Source organism: Bradyrhizobium tunisiense (assembly GCF_042263385.1).
GTDB lineage: Bacteria > Pseudomonadota > Alphaproteobacteria > Rhizobiales > Xanthobacteraceae > Bradyrhizobium > Bradyrhizobium tunisiense.
This window is the reverse complement of record NZ_JBHLEV010000002.1, coordinates 1,179,551-1,196,801: the sequence shown is the minus strand read 5'-3', so window position 1 is coordinate 1,196,801 and position 17,251 is coordinate 1,179,551. Positions and strand designations below refer to the sequence as shown.

Annotated in this window: 21 protein-coding genes; 11 read left to right on the top strand and 10 right to left on the bottom strand. The window is 64.6% G+C overall.

All coding sequences use genetic code 11. From position 1 onward, the window contains the following. The first annotated feature begins 173 nt into the window (after nt 1-173). The 6 genes from yajC to ACFDR6_RS13150 are packed head-to-tail and all read left to right on the top strand — an operon-like array spanning nt 174 to nt 5,838. The gene (yajC, locus tag ACFDR6_RS13175) at nt 174-551 is read left to right on the top strand and encodes a preprotein translocase subunit YajC (protein ID WP_212084680.1); all 378 of its coding nucleotides are present in this window, start codon (nt 174-176) and stop codon (nt 549-551) included. Between the two features lie 47 nt (nt 552-598). After that, nucleotides 599-2,203: a protein translocase subunit SecD gene (gene secD, locus ACFDR6_RS13170; RefSeq protein WP_212084689.1), complete on the top strand. Its 1,605-nt coding sequence runs from the start codon at nt 599-601 to the stop codon at nt 2,201-2,203. Nucleotides 2,204-2,213: 10 nt separating this feature from the next. After that, nucleotides 2,214-3,233, top strand: coding sequence for a protein translocase subunit SecF (gene secF / locus ACFDR6_RS13165; protein ID WP_212084691.1), 1,020 nt, complete (start codon nt 2,214-2,216; stop codon nt 3,231-3,233). A gap of 60 nt (nt 3,234-3,293) precedes the next feature. Then, complete coding sequence (locus ACFDR6_RS13160; protein WP_212084693.1) at nt 3,294-3,677, top strand: Mth938-like domain-containing protein; 384 nt, start codon at nt 3,294-3,296, stop codon at nt 3,675-3,677. A gap of 7 nt (nt 3,678-3,684) precedes the next feature. Further along, complete coding sequence (locus ACFDR6_RS13155; protein WP_375858524.1) at nt 3,685-4,548, top strand: phytoene/squalene synthase family protein; 864 nt, start codon at nt 3,685-3,687, stop codon at nt 4,546-4,548. 45 nt (nt 4,549-4,593) lie between these two features. Then, entirely contained in the window at nt 4,594-5,838 is a 1,245-nt protein-coding gene (locus ACFDR6_RS13150; RefSeq protein WP_375858523.1) for a threonine ammonia-lyase, read from the top strand. A 9-nt stretch (nt 5,839-5,847) separates the two neighbouring features. On the opposite strand, the gene ACFDR6_RS13145 is transcribed toward ACFDR6_RS13150, so the two are convergent. Further along, nucleotides 5,848-7,026 carry an aminotransferase class V-fold PLP-dependent enzyme gene (locus ACFDR6_RS13145; protein ID WP_212084704.1) on the bottom strand — a complete coding sequence of 393 codons (1,179 nt, stop codon included), beginning with the start codon at nt 7,024-7,026 and terminating at the stop codon, nt 5,848-5,850. Between the two features lie 144 nt (nt 7,027-7,170). On the opposite strand from ACFDR6_RS13145, the gene ACFDR6_RS13140 reads away from it, so the two are divergent. Further along, on the top strand, nt 7,171-7,644 hold the full coding sequence (locus ACFDR6_RS13140; protein WP_375858522.1) for a VOC family protein: 474 nt from the start codon (nt 7,171-7,173) through the stop codon (nt 7,642-7,644). 12 nt (nt 7,645-7,656) lie between these two features. Here the strand turns inward: ACFDR6_RS13140 and ACFDR6_RS13135 are convergent, their stop codons facing one another. The 4 genes from ACFDR6_RS13135 to ACFDR6_RS13120 all read right to left on the bottom strand — a co-directional run bounded on the left by ACFDR6_RS13135 (nt 7,657) and on the right by ACFDR6_RS13120 (nt 11,115). After that, nucleotides 7,657-8,211 (bottom strand): CAP domain-containing protein, encoded by a 555-nt coding sequence (locus tag ACFDR6_RS13135; RefSeq protein ID WP_317239392.1) that lies wholly within the window; start codon nt 8,209-8,211, stop codon nt 7,657-7,659. 95 nt (nt 8,212-8,306) lie between these two features. Then, a complete protein-coding gene (locus ACFDR6_RS13130) occupies nt 8,307-9,401 on the bottom strand; it encodes a serine/threonine protein kinase (RefSeq protein WP_375858521.1) in 1,095 nt (364 codons plus the stop codon). A 7-nt stretch (nt 9,402-9,408) separates the two neighbouring features. After that, nucleotides 9,409-10,836, bottom strand: coding sequence for a methylenetetrahydrofolate--tRNA-(uracil(54)-C(5))-methyltransferase (FADH(2)-oxidizing) TrmFO (trmFO, locus tag ACFDR6_RS13125; protein WP_212084724.1), 1,428 nt, complete (start codon nt 10,834-10,836; stop codon nt 9,409-9,411). Between the two features lie 126 nt (nt 10,837-10,962). Beyond that, nucleotides 10,963-11,115 carry a DUF1127 domain-containing protein gene (locus ACFDR6_RS13120; RefSeq protein WP_007590701.1) on the bottom strand — a complete coding sequence of 51 codons (153 nt, stop codon included), beginning with the start codon at nt 11,113-11,115 and terminating at the stop codon, nt 10,963-10,965. Between the two features lie 616 nt (nt 11,116-11,731). On the opposite strand from ACFDR6_RS13120, the gene ACFDR6_RS13115 reads away from it, so the two are divergent. Next, entirely contained in the window at nt 11,732-11,998 is a 267-nt protein-coding gene (locus ACFDR6_RS13115) for a hypothetical protein (RefSeq protein WP_375858520.1), read from the top strand. A 159-nt stretch (nt 11,999-12,157) separates the two neighbouring features. Here the strand turns inward: ACFDR6_RS13115 and ACFDR6_RS13110 are convergent, their stop codons facing one another. Both ACFDR6_RS13110 and ACFDR6_RS13105 read right to left on the bottom strand, forming a co-directional pair. Beyond that, complete coding sequence (locus tag ACFDR6_RS13110) at nt 12,158-12,982, bottom strand: lytic murein transglycosylase (protein ID WP_212084728.1); 825 nt, start codon at nt 12,980-12,982, stop codon at nt 12,158-12,160. 131 nt (nt 12,983-13,113) lie between these two features. After that, on the bottom strand, nt 13,114-14,022 hold the full coding sequence (locus ACFDR6_RS13105) for a DUF2189 domain-containing protein (protein WP_375858519.1): 909 nt from the start codon (nt 14,020-14,022) through the stop codon (nt 13,114-13,116). A 334-nt stretch (nt 14,023-14,356) separates the two neighbouring features. Between ACFDR6_RS13105 and ACFDR6_RS13100 the strand changes: the two genes are divergently transcribed. Continuing rightward, a complete protein-coding gene (locus tag ACFDR6_RS13100) occupies nt 14,357-14,752 on the top strand; it encodes a DUF3597 domain-containing protein (protein ID WP_212084732.1) in 396 nt (131 codons plus the stop codon). A gap of 52 nt (nt 14,753-14,804) precedes the next feature. On the opposite strand, the gene ACFDR6_RS13095 is transcribed toward ACFDR6_RS13100, so the two are convergent. Further along, complete coding sequence (locus ACFDR6_RS13095) at nt 14,805-15,080, bottom strand: GNAT family N-acetyltransferase (protein WP_212084734.1); 276 nt, start codon at nt 15,078-15,080, stop codon at nt 14,805-14,807. Nucleotides 15,081-15,396: 316 nt separating this feature from the next. Here ACFDR6_RS13095 and ACFDR6_RS13090 point away from each other — a divergent pair, with 316 nt between their 5' ends. Beyond that, the gene (locus ACFDR6_RS13090; RefSeq protein ID WP_212084736.1) at nt 15,397-15,792 is read left to right on the top strand and encodes an SPW repeat protein; all 396 of its coding nucleotides are present in this window, start codon (nt 15,397-15,399) and stop codon (nt 15,790-15,792) included. A 49-nt stretch (nt 15,793-15,841) separates the two neighbouring features. Here the strand turns inward: ACFDR6_RS13090 and ACFDR6_RS13085 are convergent, their stop codons facing one another. Together ACFDR6_RS13085 and ACFDR6_RS13080 are read right to left on the bottom strand one after the other, a co-directional pair. Next, nucleotides 15,842-16,117, bottom strand: coding sequence for a GNAT family N-acetyltransferase (locus ACFDR6_RS13085; RefSeq protein ID WP_375858518.1), 276 nt, complete (start codon nt 16,115-16,117; stop codon nt 15,842-15,844). Nucleotides 16,118-16,204: 87 nt separating this feature from the next. Further along, nucleotides 16,205-16,564, bottom strand: a complete 360-nt coding sequence (locus tag ACFDR6_RS13080; protein ID WP_375858517.1) for a hypothetical protein — start codon at nt 16,562-16,564, stop codon at nt 16,205-16,207. A 94-nt stretch (nt 16,565-16,658) separates the two neighbouring features. Here ACFDR6_RS13080 and ACFDR6_RS13075 point away from each other — a divergent pair, with 94 nt between their 5' ends. Next, nucleotides 16,659-17,156, top strand: coding sequence for a hypothetical protein (locus ACFDR6_RS13075; RefSeq protein WP_317239398.1), 498 nt, complete (start codon nt 16,659-16,661; stop codon nt 17,154-17,156). Nucleotides 17,157-17,251: the final 95 nt, after the last annotated feature.

Sequence of the window (17,251 nt, the reverse complement as noted above, 5' to 3'; positions counted from 1 at the left end):
TTCCTGAGAACGCAGCCTTATCGGGCCTGAGGACTCGCCGCAAGGTGGCTAAAAGGGCGGTCTGGCAGCGTTGCAATTGGGGCAATGGCCGCTATAGTCCGCGCGAATTTGACCGAGCCGGTCGCCTTTGAGGGCCTGACCGGCTTTCCCCCGTTCTCACGAGGATCGTCCGAATGCTGATTACTCCTGCGTATGCCCAGGCCGCGGGCGCCGGCGACACCAACAGCATGTTGATGTCGCTGCTGCCGTTCGCCCTGATCTTCGTGATCATGTACTTCCTGATTCTGCGCCCGCAGCAGAAGAAGGTCCGCGACCACGCCGACCTCGTGAAGAACATCCGCCGCGGCGACACCGTCGTGACCTCGGGCGGCCTCGTCGGCAAGGTCACCAAGGTCGTCGATGACGACCAGATCGAGTTCGAGATTTCCGACGGCGTGCGGGTGCGGCAGATGCGCCAGATGATCTCCGGCGTGCGCGCCAAGGGCGAGCCGGCCAAGGAATCCAAGGAAAGCGCGAAGGACGCCGCCAAGGACGACGCTGCGTCGAAGTGAGCACTTCCGCGAGCATCTCAAGTCTCCTGATCTGACAGGTCCAGTCGATGTTGTATTTCACGCGGTGGAAGGCGCTCGGGATCATCCTGACGGCGCTGATCGTGTGCCTCTGCGCGGTCCCGAACTTCTTTCCCGAGGCCCAGGTCAAGACCTGGCCAGCCTGGGCGCAGCGTCGGCTCGTGCTCGGCCTCGACCTCCAGGGCGGCTCCTATCTGCTGCTCGAGGTTGATTCCAACTACGTGAAGAAGGAGCGGCTCGATCAGGTCCGCGACGACGTTCGCCGGACGCTGCGCGATGCCAAGATCGGCTTCACCGGCGGTGTCACCGTGCGCAACGACGCGGTCGAGGTTCGCATCACCAAGGAATCCGACGTTCAGCCTGCGCTCGCCAAGCTGCGGGAGCTGTCGCAGCCGCTGGGCGGTCTGATGGGATCCAGCGGTCAGCGCGACCTCGAGGTCGCCGATGCCGGCGGCGGGGTGATCCGCCTGAACGTCCCGCAGGCCGCAACGCTCGATCGCCTGCGCAAGACCATCGAGCAGTCGATCCAGATCGTCGAGCGCCGCGTCAACGAGCTCGGCACGGTCGAGCCCGTGATCCAGCGCCAGGGCAACGACCGCATCCTGGTGCAGGTCCCCGGCCTGCAGGATCCGACCCGCCTGAAGGAACTGCTGGGCCGGACCGCGAAGATGGAATTCCGCATGGTCGACGCCTCCGTGCCGCCGGACCAGGCGCAGGCGGGCAGGGTGCCGCCGGAATCCGAACTGCTGATGAGCGCCTCGCCGCCACCGACCCCCTATGTGGTGAAGAAGCAGGTGCTGGTCGCCGGCGGCGACCTGACCGACGCCCAGGCGAGCTTCGACCAGCGTACGGGTGAGCCGGTCGTCAGCTTCAAGTTCAACACCTCGGGCGCGCGCAAGTTCTCGCAGGCGACGCAGGAGAACGTCGGGCTGCCGTTCGCCATCGTTCTGGACAACAAGGTGATCTCGGCGCCCGTCATCCGCGAGCCCATCACCGGCGGCCAGGGGCAGATCTCCGGCAGCTTCACCGTGCAATCTGCCAACGATCTTGCGATCCTCTTGCGCGCCGGCGCGCTGCCGGCGCCGCTGACCGTGGTCGAGGAGCGCACCGTCGGTCCGGGCCTCGGCCAGGATTCGATCGAGAAGGGCGAGCTGGCGGCCTATGTCGGCTCGATCCTCGTCATCGTCTTCATGCTGCTGACCTACCGGCTGTTCGGGGTGTTCGCCAACATCGCGGTGGCCATCAACGTCGCCATGATCTTCGGCCTGTTGTCGCTGCTCAATGCCACCCTGACGCTGCCCGGGATCGCCGGCATCGTGCTCACCGTCGGCATCGCGGTCGATTCCAACGTGCTGATCTACGAGCGCATCCGAGAAGAGCTGCGCGGCGGCCGCAACGCGATCTCGGCGATCGACGCCGGCTTCAAACGGGCGCTCGCGACCATCCTCGATTCCAACATCACCACCTTCATTGCTGCCGCGGTGCTGTTCTACATCGGCACCGGCCCGGTGCGCGGCTTTGCTGTGACGCTCGGCATCGGCATCATCACCACGGTGTTCACCGCTTTCACCCTGACCCGGCTGATCGTTGCCTGGTGGGTGCGGTGGAAGCGGCCGCAGAGCGTGCCGATCTAGGAGCCTGATCGTGACTCAGACCGTTCTCATCGGGCTCGGCGTCCTCATCGCCATCCTCACCGTGGTCTCGGCGTTCGGCTGGCTGCCGTCGCTGCGCATCGTTCCTGACGATACGCATTTCGACTTCACACGCTTCCGTCGCATCAGTTTTCCGATCTCGGCCGCGCTGTCGATCGTCGCGATCGTGCTGTTCTTCACCCATGGCCTGAATTTCGGCATCGACTTCCGCGGCGGTACGCTGCTGGAAGTGAAGGCAAAATCGGGCGCCGCCGACATCGCTGCGATGCGCACGACGCTCGATGCCTTGCGTCTCGGCGAAGTGCAGTTGCAGCAGTTCGGCGGACCCGAGAACGTCCTGATCCGCGTCGCGGAGCAGCCGGGTGGCGACGCCGCCCAGCAGGAGGCCGTGCAGAAGGTCCGCAACGCGCTTGGCGATTCCGTGGAATATCGCCGCGTCGAGGTGGTCGGCCCGCGCGTCTCCGGCGAATTGCTGGCCTTCGGCATGCTCGGCCTGATGCTCGCGATCTTCGGCATCCTGATCTATCTCTGGTTCCGGTTCGAATGGCAGTTCGCGCTGGGCGCCATGATCGCCAACGTCCACGACATCGTGCTGACGATCGGCTTCATGTCGATCAGTCAGGTCGATTTCGACCTGACCAGCATCGCGGCGCTGCTCACCATTCTCGGCTATTCGCTCAACGACACCGTCGTCATCTACGACCGTATCCGCGAGATGCTGCGCCGCTACAAGAAGATGCCGATGCCGCAGCTTCTCAACGAGTCCATCAACTCGACGCTGTCGCGCTCGATCATCACCCACGTCACCGTGACGCTGGCGCTGCTCGCGCTGCTCTTGTTCGGCGGTCACGCGATCCACAGCTTCACCGCGGTGATGATGTTCGGCGTGGTGCTGGTCGGCACCTATACGTCGATCTTCATTGCGGCCCCGATCCTGATCTATCTCGGCGTCGGCGAGCATCGCGAGGATGCGAAAGAAGAGGCTCCGCCGGCGAAGAAAAGCAAGGCATGATCCGAACCGCATGCCCTCGCACGAGTTGGCGAGGGCAGTAAGCTCATTCGGACCAAGCTCATGGCCGGCGATCCCAACGCTCCCCATTTCCCGCGCTCGGCGCCGATCGAAGCCTATGGCAAGGGCGGCTTCGCCTTTGCCGGCATGTCGCATCGCGGCTCGCTGCTCTGCCTGCCGGAGGCGATCTGGGCCTGGGACGTAATGGATCCCCAGAAGATCGACCGCTATTCGCTGGATCGGGTCTTCACGGCCGCCAACAGCATCGACACGCTCCTGATCGGCACCGGAACCGGGGTCTGGCTGCCGCCGCCGGAGCTGCGCCAGGCGCTCAAGGCGGTGAGGGTGGTGCTGGACACGATGCAGACCGGTCCTGCCGTGCGCACCTACAACATCATGATCGGCGAACGGCGGCGGGTTGCCGCTGCGCTGATCGCGGTGCCATGAACAACACATGAGCAGCACCGCGCCGCCGCCCGATTCGGCTGCCTTCTGCGCCAATCTCGTGCGCAGCCATGACTTTCCGCGCTATGCCGCGGCCCTGTTCGCGCCCGCCGCCGAGCGCCGCGCATTGCTGGCGCTCTACGCCTTCAATGTCGAGATCGTCCGTGTCCGCGACCAGGTGAGCCAACCCTTGCCCGGCGAAATCCGCTTTCAATGGTGGACCGACCTGTTTTCCGGCCTGGTCCACGGCAGTGCCGAGGGCAATCCGGTCGCAGCCGAGCTGCTGCGTGCGATCCGTGATTTCAACCTGCCGGTCGAGCCGCTGTCGCTGCTCGTCGACGAGCACCAGTTTGACCTTTACAACGACCCCATGCCGACGCTGGCGGCGCTGGAGGGCTATCTGGCCGCCACCTGTTCGGCGTTATTTGGTCTGGCGGCGCAGGTTCTGGGGCCGCCATCGGAGGCGGCCCAGCATCTCGCCCGTCATGCGGGACTGGCGCAGGGCATCGTGCAGGTCATCACGAACCTGCCGCGCGATGCATCGCACCGGCAGCTGTTCCTGCCGCAGCAGGTGCTGGCGAGCCATGGCTGCCAGATGGAGGATTTGTTTGCCGGCAAGGACACGCCGAACCTGCGCGCCGTGCTGGAGCAGCTCGCGGGCGAGGCGCAGCAGCATTTGACCACGGCCTTGTCGCTGCTGGCGCAAGTGCCGGTCGCGGTGCGTCCGGCGTTTCTGCCGCTCAGCCAGGTGAGGGCCGATCTCAAGCGCCTGGCGCACCCGGGCCGCAATCCGTTCGCGCCGCAGCCGACGTCGCGGCTGGGCACGCTCTGGACGCTGTGGCGGGCTTCACGTTCCCGGGAATTTACCAAATAGCGGCTGGCATATCGCCTCGCACCGTCGGATGCTCTATGCTGTCCCATGGCTGAGTTCTCCCAAAGCACGTCGCCCGATCTGAGCGGTTTTCCGGTCGCGCCAGGCGACATCCATGCCGCCGCCGACACCATCCGGGGTGCGGTCGTCGAGACGCCCTGCAGCTACAGCCGCACGCTGAGCAGCATCTGCGGCTGCGACATCTGGCTCAAATTCGAGAACCTTCAGTTCACCTCGTCCTTCAAGGAGCGAGGCGCGCTCAACCGCCTCACCGCGCTGTCGCCGGAGGAGCGTGCGCGCGGCGTCATCGCCATGTCGGCCGGAAACCACGCGCAGGGCGTTGCCTATCACGCCAAGCGGCTCGGCATTCCCGCCACCATCGTCATGCCGATCGGTACGCCGATGGTGAAGATCGAGAACACTAGGCATCACGGCGCGGAAGTCGTCGTGACGGGCACGACGCTGGAGGAGGCGGCCGCGTTCGCTCGTCACCACGGCGAAGCCCGCGGCATGATCTTCGTCCACCCTTACGACGATCCGCTCGTGATCGCAGGGCAGGGTACCGTCGGGCTGGAAATGATGAGGGCGGTGCCGGAGCTCGATACGCTGGTCGTCCCGATCGGCGGCGGCGGCTTGATCAGCGGCATCGGCATTGCCGCGAAATCGATCAAGCCGTCACTGCGCGTTCTGGGCGTCGAGGCCTGGCTCTATCCCTCGATGTACAACGCCATCCATGGCGGCAATCTGCCGGCGCGCGGCGATACGCTCGCCGAAGGCATCGCGGTGAAATCGCCCGGTAAGATCACCACCGAAATCGTCCGCCGCCTCGTCGACGACATCGCGCTCGTCAACGAGGCCGAGCTCGAGCGCGCCGTGGCGACCCTGATTTCGATCGAGAAGACGGTGGTCGAGGGCGCCGGCGCCGCCGGCCTCGCCGCGCTGATGTCCGATCCCTCCCGCTTTGCCGGCCAGAAGGTCGGTCTCGTGCTGAGCGGCGGCAACATCGACACGCGGCTGATCGCATCCGTCCTCACGCGTGAGCTGGCGCGCGAGGGGCGGCTGACGCAGCTCTCGCTCGATATTCCTGATCGCCCCGGGCAGCTCGCCGCCGTCGCGGCGCTGCTGGCTGAGGCCGGTGCCAACATCATCGAGGTCTCGCACCAGCGGACGTTCTCCGACCTGCCGGCCAAGGCGACGTTGCTGCAGCTCGTCATCGAGACCCGCGACAGCGCGCATCTCGACGAGGTCATGGCAAGGCTCAGCGCGTCCGGCTTGAGCGCGCGCTGCGCCTGACTCGCGCCACTACCGCCGCGCCAATCCCGCGATGTGGTCGACCAGGCGGTCGACCTCGGCCTCCGTGTTGTAATAGTGCGGAGACGCCCTCACGACATGCGGCAACGCGCGAATTTCGGCATCGATGCGCGTGCTCGGCGGATCGGAAGCGCCGATCGTGATGGCGGCGGCAGCGGCACTGGCGACAATGGCGTCCGCCTCGTGTCCGTCCATCGTGAAGCTGACGATGGCACCCGGCGCGCGTCCGAGGTCACGAATGGTGATGCCGGGAAGAGCCGCCAGGCCGCTGCGAAGACGGCCGGCAAGCAGGCGGCAACGTTGCTCGATCGGAGCGATGCCGATCTCGAGGGCATAGTCGACGGCCGCGCCGAGTCCCAGCCGCGCCGCGTAATTGTTCTCCCAGGTCTCGAAACGGCGCGCATCGTCGCGCAGCCGATATTCATTGCGCGCGACCCAGGGCGCGGCGAAGTGATCGATCATCGGCGGCTCGAGCCGCTGCAGCATCGCCCTGCGGACGTAGAGAAAGCCGGTGCCGCGCGGACCGCGGAGGAATTTGCGTCCCGTGGCCGACAGCATGTCGCAGCCGATCGCCTCGACGTCCACCTCCATCTGGCCGACCGCCTGGCAGGCGTCGAGCAGGTAGGGAATGCCCCGTGCCCGTGCGATCTTGCCGATCGCCGCCGCGGGATTGACCAGTCCGCCGTTGGTCGGAACCCAAGTGATGGCGATCAGCTTGACGCGCTCATCGATCATGCGTTCGAGCGCGTGGACGTCGAGCTCGCCGCTGGCATCGCTTGGCACCACATCGATGACCGCGCCGGTGCGTTTGGCGACCTGAAGGAACGCCACGTAGTTGGCGGCGTATTCCGCTTCGGCGGTCAGGATGCGATCGCCCTTGCCGAACGAAAGCGAATAGAACGCCATCTGCCAGGCAACCGTCGCATTCTCCACGAGCGCGATCTCGTCGGGCGCAGCATTCAGCAGGCGCGCCACCGAGCCGTAGACCGCATCGAGCCGCGCTGCCTCCCGGTCTGCCGCGGCATAACCGCCGATCTCGCTTTCCAGATCGATATGCTGCTGCATCGCCGCGACAACCCGGGTCGGCATGAGTGCCGCGCCGGCGTTGTGGAGATATGCCAGCCGGGAGGTGGCAAGCGTGTCGGCGCGAATTCGGTCGATGTCGATCACGAGAGAGCCTCTGCCGTTGGATTCCGGGAATTGGACACCATGACGCACGCGAGCGCGACGGGCAAACGGAAGGTGCTGCTGGGCATTGATTCCGGTCCCTGGGCTGATAGAGCGTAATGCGCTGGGGAATGGAAAGGACTTGCGATGGCGAAGAACACGATTTGCCTCTGGTTCGACAAGGACGCCGAGGCGGCTGCCCGCTTCTATGCCGAGACGTTCCCGGACAGCGTGGTGAGTGCCGTGCACCGTGCGCCCAGCGATTACCCGTCCGGCAAGGCTGGTGATGTGCTCACCGTCGAATTCACCGTGGCCGGCGTTGCCTGTCTCGGCCTCAACGGCGGTCCCGTCTTCAAGCACAATGAGGCCTTCTCGTTCCAGATCGCCACCGACGATCAGGAGGAGACCGACCGCTACTGGAGCGCCATCGTCGGCAATGGCGGGCAGGAAAGCGCCTGCGGTTGGTGCAAGGACAAATGGGGCATCTCCTGGCAGATCACGCCGCGCGTGCTGACCGAGGCACTGGCGGCCGGCGGGGCCGAGGCCAAGCGCGCCTTCGACGCGATGATGGGGATGACGAAGATCGACGTCGCGGCGATCGAGGCGGCGCGGCGCGGCTGATGCTGGCTTGCCTCAGATGCAGAGGCTGAGCAGCTTGATGTGACAGGTGCTGGACTTCGGCTTGCTTGCCGGCGCGGCCTCGCGTTTCACGGCAACGACGGGCTCCTTGTCCTTCTTCTTGCCTTTGCCCTTCGGCTCGTAATCGCCCGCGATCACCATGGCCCAGTAGGTGCGCTTGCCGCTGGCGTTCCTGGCGCTGGCGATGCCGACGCGGGAGGCGTTGCGCAGCAACAGGTTCTTGCGGTGCCCGGACGAGTCGATCCACTGGCCCAGGGTCTTCTCGAAATTATCGTAGCCATAGGCGATGTTCTCGGCGGCGCGGCCGGCGCCGGCCGGTGCGACACGGCGGTTGAACGGGCCGAGCGCGTCGTGGCTGAGATCGTCCTTGGCGGCCATCGCGCGGGCTTGGTCCATGGCGATGCGGTCGAGGGTGGCGTCGCGGACGACGCGGACTTCACCGTGCTTGAGGCGGAAGCTGGAGATCAACTCGGCCGGGGAGTCAGCTCGTGCCGGCGCGACTGTCAGCAGCAGAAGGCCGGCGACCAGACCGCCAACCACACGATGCATCATCGTCCCCCGACCGCCCATGACCCCACCACGTCCGCCTTCGTTCGACCGCTTCTCTATCGCCAATGTGGACGCTTCAAGGCGCCGGCAGCCTGTCAGCTCGTGGGCAGGTCCGCTTCGAAGTTGAAGCGGTCGCGCAGGTTTTTTCTTTGTTCCAGGATGTCCTTGAGGAAGGCGCGATCCTGGTCGCTCTTCATCATGGGCTCGATCAGGTCGAGCTGGTTCATGGCGACCAGTTGCAGGATCTCGGTCCGCGGCTTGCCGCTGCTATCGCGCGGCAGCGCGTGCACGACCTGGATGTGTTCCGGCGGCTTCGGCCCCTTCGCTGCCGTGAGCTCGGTCCGCAACTGGCCTTCGAGCGTGGCTTGATCGGCCTCGACGAAGGCATAGAGCCCGACGCCGGAGCGGCGGTCGGCAAAAGCGACGATAGCGGTGTCGCGAACGGCCGGGTTCTTGCGGATCAACTCGGTCAGCACCGGCGCATCGTTGACCAGCCTGCGGCCGCCGCCCTCGCGGTCGGTGAAGTTGAACAGGCCGCGGGTGATGGCGCGGTAGACCTTCTTGCCGGTGGCGAGCCACAGGCTTGCCGCGAACGACTTCTTCGCGAGGATTTTTCGCTCACGCGGAGTCAACGCCTCGGGCGCGTAGGAGCGCTTGTGCTTGAGCAGGTGCCGAAGGTCTTCATAGGCGAGGATGCGATAGAGCCGGCCGCGCCGCGCAAAGCACGCCGCGAGCTGGAAGTCGGTTACATAGGCGCGGCCGTCGCGGCCGACCAGCCAGTTCTGTTCCTTGGCAAGATCGTTGTGGCAGATGCCGGCGCGGCGCAGTCGGCGCAGCGCCACCTTGGCCGAACGGAAATAGGCGAGGTCACCGTGCGGTTTTGCCAGATGCAACGCGGCGCCGTCGACGAAGCCGCGCACCAGCGCCCGGCGACCGGCCCAGAGCAGCTCGGGACCGACGTTGAGGCCTTTGGCGAGCGCGAGTGCATGCTTCTCGCGGGCGAACAGATGGCGTGCCAGCAGGAACGACCACCACGGCACTTCATCTAGCCGGCGCAGCACCGCGTCGACCTCGCCGCTCTCGCCGCGGAAGCGGCCGCGCTCGACGGTCGAGAACACGTCGCGCTTGAGCAGTACGCCCTCGGTCCAGCGCGCCGAGAGCTCTGCGGCGTCGTCTTTGGGGAGGCTCATTGCAAACTCACGCGGCTGCGGCCATGCGCAGATGATCGGCGATCCAGCGATCGAGGTCGGCGAGCGCGAGTGCGCTCATGGCCTGCTTCTTGGCCACCGTCTTCTCGTTGCCGCGCAGACGCGTGCCGTCGGGCTTCTTGGTCGGCGCGGTCGCAAGTGGCGGAAACAGGCCGAAATTGATGTTCATCGGCTGGAACGACCGTGTCCCCGGCTCGACGGTCTCGATATGGCCGCCGGTGATGTGGCCAAGCAGAGATCCGAGCGCAGTCGTGTTCGGTGGGCTCGCCAGGGTTTCGCCGCGCGCGTCGGCCGCTGCATAGAGACCGGCGATCAGACCGATGCTGGCAGACTCCACATAGCCCTCGCAGCCCGTCATCTGGCCGGCAAAGCGCAGCCGTGGCTGCGCGCGCAGGCGCAACTGACTGTCGAGCAGCTTTGGCGAGTTCAGGAAGGTGTTGCGGTGCAGGCCACCGAGGCGGGCGAACTCGGCCTTCTCCAGACCGGGAATGGTGCGGAAGATGCGCTGCTGCTCGCCGTACTTCAATTTCGTCTGGAAGCCGACGATGTTGTAGAGCGTGCCGAGCTTGTTGTCCTGACGCAGCTGCACGATGGCGTAGGCCTTCGTGGCGGGATCGTGGGGATTGGTGAGGCCGACCGGCTTCATCGGGCCGTGGCGCAACGTCTCCGGGCCACGCTCCGCCATCACTTCGATTGGCAGGCAGCCGTCGAAATAGGGCGTGTTGGTCTCCCATTCCTTGAACTCGGTCTTCTCACCAGCGATCAGCGCGGCGACGAAGCCGTCATACTGCTCCTTGGTCATCGGGCAGTTGATGTAGTCGGCGCCGGTGCCGCCGGGGCCGACCTTGTCGTAGCGGGACTGGAACCAGGCCACCGACATGTCGATGGATTCGCGGTGCACGATCGGTGCGATCGCGTCGAAGAAGGCGAGGGCGTTCTCGTCGGTCAGTTCTCGGATGGCATCGGCCAGCGGGGCGGAGGTGAGGGGGCCGGTGGCGACGATGACGTTGTTCCACTCGGCCGGTGGCAGGCCTGCGACCTCGCCGCGTGCGATCTCGATCAGGGGGTGGTCGTTCAGCGCCTTGGTGACGGCCGCTGAGAAGCCATCGCGATCGACCGCGAGGGCGCCGCCGGCGGGCACCTGGTTGGCGTCGGCTGCGCGCATGACCAGCGAATCGAGCCGGCGCATCTCCGCATGCAACAGGCCCACGGCGTTGTTGGCGGCATCGTCCGAGCGGAATGAATTGGAGCAGACGAGCTCGGCGAGCCCGTCGGTGCGGTGCGCCTCGGTCATGCGGGTCGGCCGCATCTCGTGCAGCACCACGGGCACGCCGGCTTTCGCGACCTGCCAGGCTGCCTCCGAGCCGGCAAGGCCTGCGCCGATCACGTGCACAATGTTGGATAGGGGTCCTGTCATGGGGCGGACAGGTAGCGCTTTTCGGCGATCAGTGGAATCGCCGAGATCGAGTTTTCTGCCACCAGATGCGACAACGCCCGCACGAGGCGGGCGCTATCGGTTCGTCCGGTGAAGGGCTGAACGATATCAGCCCTGATACTGACCGGCGGCAACGCGCGGGATGTCCGAGCGATCGAGGCCGATATCGGCCAGTTCGCGATCGCTGAGCTGGGACAGCTCGGCAACATTGCGCTGATAGTCCCGGAAGGCCTGGATCATGCGGATGAGCGAGAGCAGCATTGGTAGTCTCCTGTAGTTCGATTCAGCCCTTGCCCGGGCTGCATCGTTGAAATGAATATAGAGGAGAGTAGTGCAGTGCGAAAGTTCCTATGTTGCGATGCAGCTAAGCTATGGGCGCATAGCGACGGTAACGGACGATTAACTCGAAGGCGCTCCCGCCCACACAACGGGCAAGGTGCGACCAAAGGTGCCATAAATAGACGTAAATCCACGGGGTTATGCAGGAGTGCGACCCCTTGTCTCTTGGGAAGTATGTCTTTTCTGATCCGCTGACAAAGGACTCGATCCAGCGTCTAAACCCAAATCACCTATGCGCGAATCGCATGTATCGGAATCTGTTGAATTGAATATCAATTCAGATCATGTTTTTGCAGACAGTAGGATTCCGCCGCATTCGGGGCGTGATCCGGTGCAGGGCACACTCGCCAAGCGTGCAGTGTTCATTACCTGCAGGTAATGAAAATCAGAATTTCTGCATGACCCTCTGCGCGGCGCGCAACATCACGCAATTCTCGCGAGGAATTTATTGCGGCAACTTGCCGCGCCCGGAGGAAGGTGTTGTCGCAGAGTCCGGCAATGTCGCTGGATCTGTCTCAAGAACAAGGAAAGTAACATCATGACGAAGTTACTAGGGGTTATCGCAATTGCCGCCGTCGCGTTCGCCGTTGCGCCGGCCCAGGCCGCCAAGCGCGCAGCGGTGGGCGGCTGCAGCTCGGCCAATCTGGAAAAGACCGAGACCGAGATCGAGAACATGGCTGACGGCGACGGCAAGCTCGTTGCGCAGAAGGAGATCGCGGCGGCGCAGGATTCGCTGCTCAACGGCAAGATGGGTGCGTGCGGCGCGCATCTGAACAAGGCGATGCAGGCTACCATGGTCAAGTAGTCGCGAGGAGAGGGCCGGTCGCCGGGCGATCGGCCCTATGCGTTTGTCTGAAGCGCGATGCGATCAGGATGAAGCGTCATCGCGCTTCAGGTGGTTGTTTGAGCGTGATCGCTTCCGAAAACCGCTGCGCGCGTTTCCGGATCATGCTTTGGCGAGTATTCAGGGCGCGCGCGCAAGCTGGCTGGCGAAATAGGCGACGGTCTTGGAATAGACCTCGCTCTTGTTCCACTGCTTGAGCACCTCGAAATTCGGACTGCCCGGCTGCCAATCCTTGCCCTTCTGCCAGCCATAGCCGACGAGGTAATTGGCGGTGGAGGCCAGCACGTCGGGAACATTGTGCAGGAGGTCGCGCTTGCCGTTGCCATCGAAGTCGATGGCGTATTTCATCCAGGACGACGGCATGAACTGGGTCTGGCCGAGTTCGCCGGCCCAGGCGCCCTTCATGTCGGCAGCCGCGAGATCGCCGCGCTGGACGATGCGCAGCGCGTCCAACAGCTCGGCGCGAAAGTACTCGGAGCGCCGGCAGTCATAGGCCAGCGTCGCCAGCGAGCGGATGGTTGCGAACTTGCCGGTGTTGACGCCGTAATCCGTCTCCAGACCCCAGATCGCGACCAGCACCTCGCCGGGTACGCCGTAGGCCTGCTCGATGCGCGACAGCACTGAGCCGTATTGCTTCATCCTGTTGGAGCCGCGCTCCAAGCGGGGCGGCACCATCCGACCCGAAAACTCTTCGAAGGTCTGACTGAAGACCTTTTGCGAGCGGTCGCGGTTGATCACGTTCTGATCCAGCGTCACGCCGGCAAGCCCGGCCGTGATCGCCTGCTGCGAGATGCCCTTGGCGGCCGCATCGGTTTTGAAGTCCGCAAGCCAGGCATCGAAATTGCCCGAGCCGCAGGCAACCGCGGCGAACGCTGGCTGGGCTGACAGGATTGAGGCGGAGAGAGCGAGGGCTGCGAGAGCGAGACGAGAAATCGTCGAGGTCATTCGAGTCAATGAATTCCGTGAAGCGGTATGACCGGCAGGTGCAATCTCGGTCGGAACAGCGGCCAAAGCAAGGCGTCCGACAGAGCGCGATCCTGCCCGAGCCGGGGGCAGGATCGCATGTCACGATATCGTCAGAGCTCCGGCCGGTTACGCCAGGGGAAGAGGTTGGCGGGGAAGTCGGCTGCAGGCTTGCGCGGACGAGGCGGCGGGGGCGGCACCGGCCGTGCACCGGGCTCCGAGACGATCACCTTGCGGTAGAGATGCCAGGTGGCATGGCCGAGCAGGGGGATCACCACGGCGAGGCCGAGGAAGGCCGGGATCGTGCCGAGTGCGAGCAGCACCGCCACGATCAGGCCCCAGGCCGCCATCGGCACCGGGTTCCTCGCGACCACGCGCAATGAGGTGCTCATCGCCTCGAATGCGCCGGCATGGCGGTCCAGCATCAAGGGGAACGACACGGCGCTGATGCAGAGCGCGGCGAGCGCGAACAGGAAGCCGGTGCCACAGCCGACCACGATCAGCCACCAGCCCTGCTGTGTCGTCAGCACGCGCGTCATGAAGTCCGAGATCCCGGTCACGCCCTCATAGCCGAACGCCGCGACATAGATGGCCTGCGCAGTTGCAACCCAGGTCACGAATAGCGCGAGCAGCAATGTGCCGAGACCTAGCATCGCCCCGAACGAGGGCGAGCGCACCACCTCCATGGCATCCCATGCACTGGCTCCTTCATGGCGCTCGCGCCGGCTGGAGAGCTCGTAGAGACCGAGCGCTGCGAAGGGGCCGATCAGCGCGAAGCCGGCGGCGAGGGGAAACAACAATGGCAGCACCGAATAGCCCATTACCACGCGGGCGAGTACGAGGCCGAGCACCGGGTAGATCACGCAGAGAATGATGGCGTGGCTCGGAAAGGCCTTGAAATCATCCCAGCCGCGCCGGAGCGCATCGTGCAGATCGGACAACTGGATGGTTCGAATGACAGGTCCAGCCGCATCCGCGCTCTGGGCCATTGTGGGGACATTGCCCTGGTAGAGTGTGGCCATGGTCGCTAGCTCCCTTGCCGAGCGGCCGAATCCGGCGCCGGCAAACGGCGCGAGCGGCCGCCATTCTTGAGTTTCGCGAGTCCGACCAGACGCGAATTCCGGAAGGCATCGCGAGCTGAACGCGAAGCGTACGCCGATTTCCGAGTCCTGTCCCTCACGCTTGGGTGAGATTCGATGCCGCAGCGCAACCCTGACGACGTCATTCGGTCGTCATTTCGCCGCAGATAAGCTGATGCTGCTCGCTGGTTCGCAGAACTTCGCGGGCACAACGCAGTAACTTGGTCTATAAGTGCCACTCAAGGCCCTTCCAACGGATCCTTTTCGGGGAGCAGATATGAGCATTTTCGGTAAAATCATGGGCGCGATCTTCGGGAGCCAGCCGGCTTCCGCCGCGCCTGCCGGTGGCGCAGCTTCGCCCGCTGGAGCGGCGCCGGGAGCATCGTCGACGCCGGCCGGCGCGCCTATGGCCGCGGTCGATGTCGCGGCGATCGTCGACAAGGCGGTGGCCGCGCACAAGGGCGAGAAGCTGGAATGGAGGACCTCGATCGTCGACCTCATGAAGGCGCTCGACATCGATTCCAGCCTCGCTGCGCGCAAGGACCTCGCCAAGGAGCTCGGCTACAGCGGCGACATGAACGATTCCGCCAGCATGAACGTCTGGCTGCACAAGCAGGTGATGTCCAAGCTCGCCGCCAATGGCGGCAAGCTGCCGCCGGAGATCAAGCACTGACCGGCCACAGGTCGTGCCGCAAGGGCCCGCGATCTCGCGGGCCCTTTTGCTTTCAGGCGAGGAGATCCGCGTCCTCCGGATGCCTGTCGAGATAGTCGACGACGAAGCCGCAGCCGGCGATCACCTTTCGGCCGTCGCGCCGGATCAACTCCAGCGCGCCCTTGACCAGCTCGGACGCGATGCCGCGGCCGCGGAGCGCACGAGGCGTCTCGGTATGGGTGATGATGACCGCCGTCGGCGTCAGCCGGTAATTGGCGAAGGCGATATCGCTGCCGACATCCAGTTCGAAGCGGCTCCTGTCCTTGTTGTCTCGTACCGATGCGGCCATGCAAGATCCTTCCGGCGTGCGTCTTCCGCGTTGATCTATGAGCCCGCCTCCGTCCTTGGCAAGGCGCGGTTAAGGGGGCTTGCCGCACGGCAGATATCTGCAAACGCGCATGCCTTTGGCTGCAGTGCGGCATGAAAAACCTTCCTTGTGAACATCACGTCGGCTCGAATAATTGCCGACGTCGCCCTTGCAAGTTCCATGGCGGCTCCCACGTCCTCTCAAGGACATACGCCCGAATGCGGCCGGCAGGGTCGCTAGACATTCGGAGTGTCATGATTGCCAGCCGCAGACGTATGCCTCTTTGTAGGAGGGTACGATGTCGGACTTTGGTTTCTTGAAGACTCATCGAACATGGGAAGACTGGTGCGGGATGCTCCTCGGCGCGGCGATCGTGGCTTCGCCGTGGTTTCCCATCCATGATCCGGGGATTGCCGGACATCAGACGGCGATCCTGAATACGGTCGCAATCGGTCTGGTCGTATTTGGCATCAGCCAGCTCGAGTATGTCGCCTTGCAGCGCTGGCAGGAGGTGATGACGATCCTGGTCGGACTGTGGCTCATCGCCTCGCCTTATGCGCTCGGCTATTCCGGTGACGGTTTTCTCCGCATCTATCACACGAGCCTCGGCGCGGTGGTGGTGCTGCTGGGCATACTCCAGCTATGGCAGGACTGGGATCTGAACGATCGTGACATGCTCAAGCACGGACAATAGTCCGTAGATGGCGGCAGGCCTGCTGACTACGGGCGGCGGGCCTGCCCCCTTATCTCGTGACGAGATCCGCATAGTCCGGGTGCTTTTCGATCCATGCTTTCACGAACGGGCATTGCGGGATCAGCTTCAATCCGGACGCACGGACCCGGTCGAGCGCGCCTTGTACCAGCTTCGAGCCGACGCCCTTGCCGCCGAGCTCCTTCGGCACATCGGTGTGCTCGAACGTGATGACGTCGCCGTCGAGCCTGTAATGCTCGGTCGCAAGATGGCCTTCCACCGCGAGCTCGAAGCGGCAATGGTCCTTGTTATCGATGACGTCGCTCATGTTGTCGACCTTCCAGACGCCAGCCTCGTGCACCAATTCATGACGCACGGTCGGGCAGGCCGGTTTCCGATGTTGAGGTCGTTCGGTTCAATCGGCCGCTTTGGCGAGCCTGGAGTCTTCGGGCTGCTGCTGCGGGCGCAGGCAACCCTGGCAGATGACCAGGGAGCGGTTGACCCTGGCATCATGCTCGGCCTCGCTGCCGTCCTGCGCTTGCCACCACTCCTTCGAATAAGGCTGAAGACCGGCTTGCGAGCTGCTTCGCTCGCCTCGGGTCGCCGTCCGCGTTGGTCGTGAGGTAGCATGTGGACGATTGGGATCCTCGCCGGCGCCATCCCAGGCATAACGGGCTGGCTTGAAGGCGGGATCGGACGCCAGATGCGCCTGTGGCGCGACGGCACATCCGGCGAGCGCCAGCGACAACAGGAGGAAGGCAGGCGCTTTGACCATGATGCGGCACTCTGTACGCGAGAACTGAACGAAGGTGCGCCGATCATGTTTAAAATTCCCTGAACGATTGCGGCCGCGCCGGCGACCAACCCGCATGCGTTATCTGATCTTCATGCTCGCTCTGTTCACCTCTGCCGCGCGCGCCGAGGATGCAAAGACGTTCAATCCAGCCGACTATCCACCCGGCGTGCAGAAGGCGCTGCGCTACGCCAATGAGGAATGCACAAGCCAGGACGGCGGCGAGGTGAGATTCGCGACTGATACGGTACGCAGGATCGATCTCACCGGCGACGGCCGCGACGACTACATCGTCGACTTCGGCGAGACCAAATGCGGAGATCGCGAGACCACCTATTGCGGAACCGGCGGTTGCGTCATGAAGATCCTCGTGACGCTGCCGGACGGCAGCATGCGCGAGGTGTTCGACGGCCATGTCCTTCGCTACAGGATCATAGCCCCGCCCACGAAGCGCGGTGCTGCGCGCAGCATCCGCTTCGATCTGCATGGCAGCTTCTGCGGCGGCTTTGGTCCGCAGGCCTGCGCCAAGCACAGGACCGTCACGACGACGCCGTTCGCATTCAAGCAACCGTAGGGGAGCCGTGCGTCCGGCGGCCTTGCAGGGGCGCTGGCGATGGCGATAAATGGGCTGAAATGAGCGGGCAGCTCGCGTGCCGTCCGCCCTCGAAG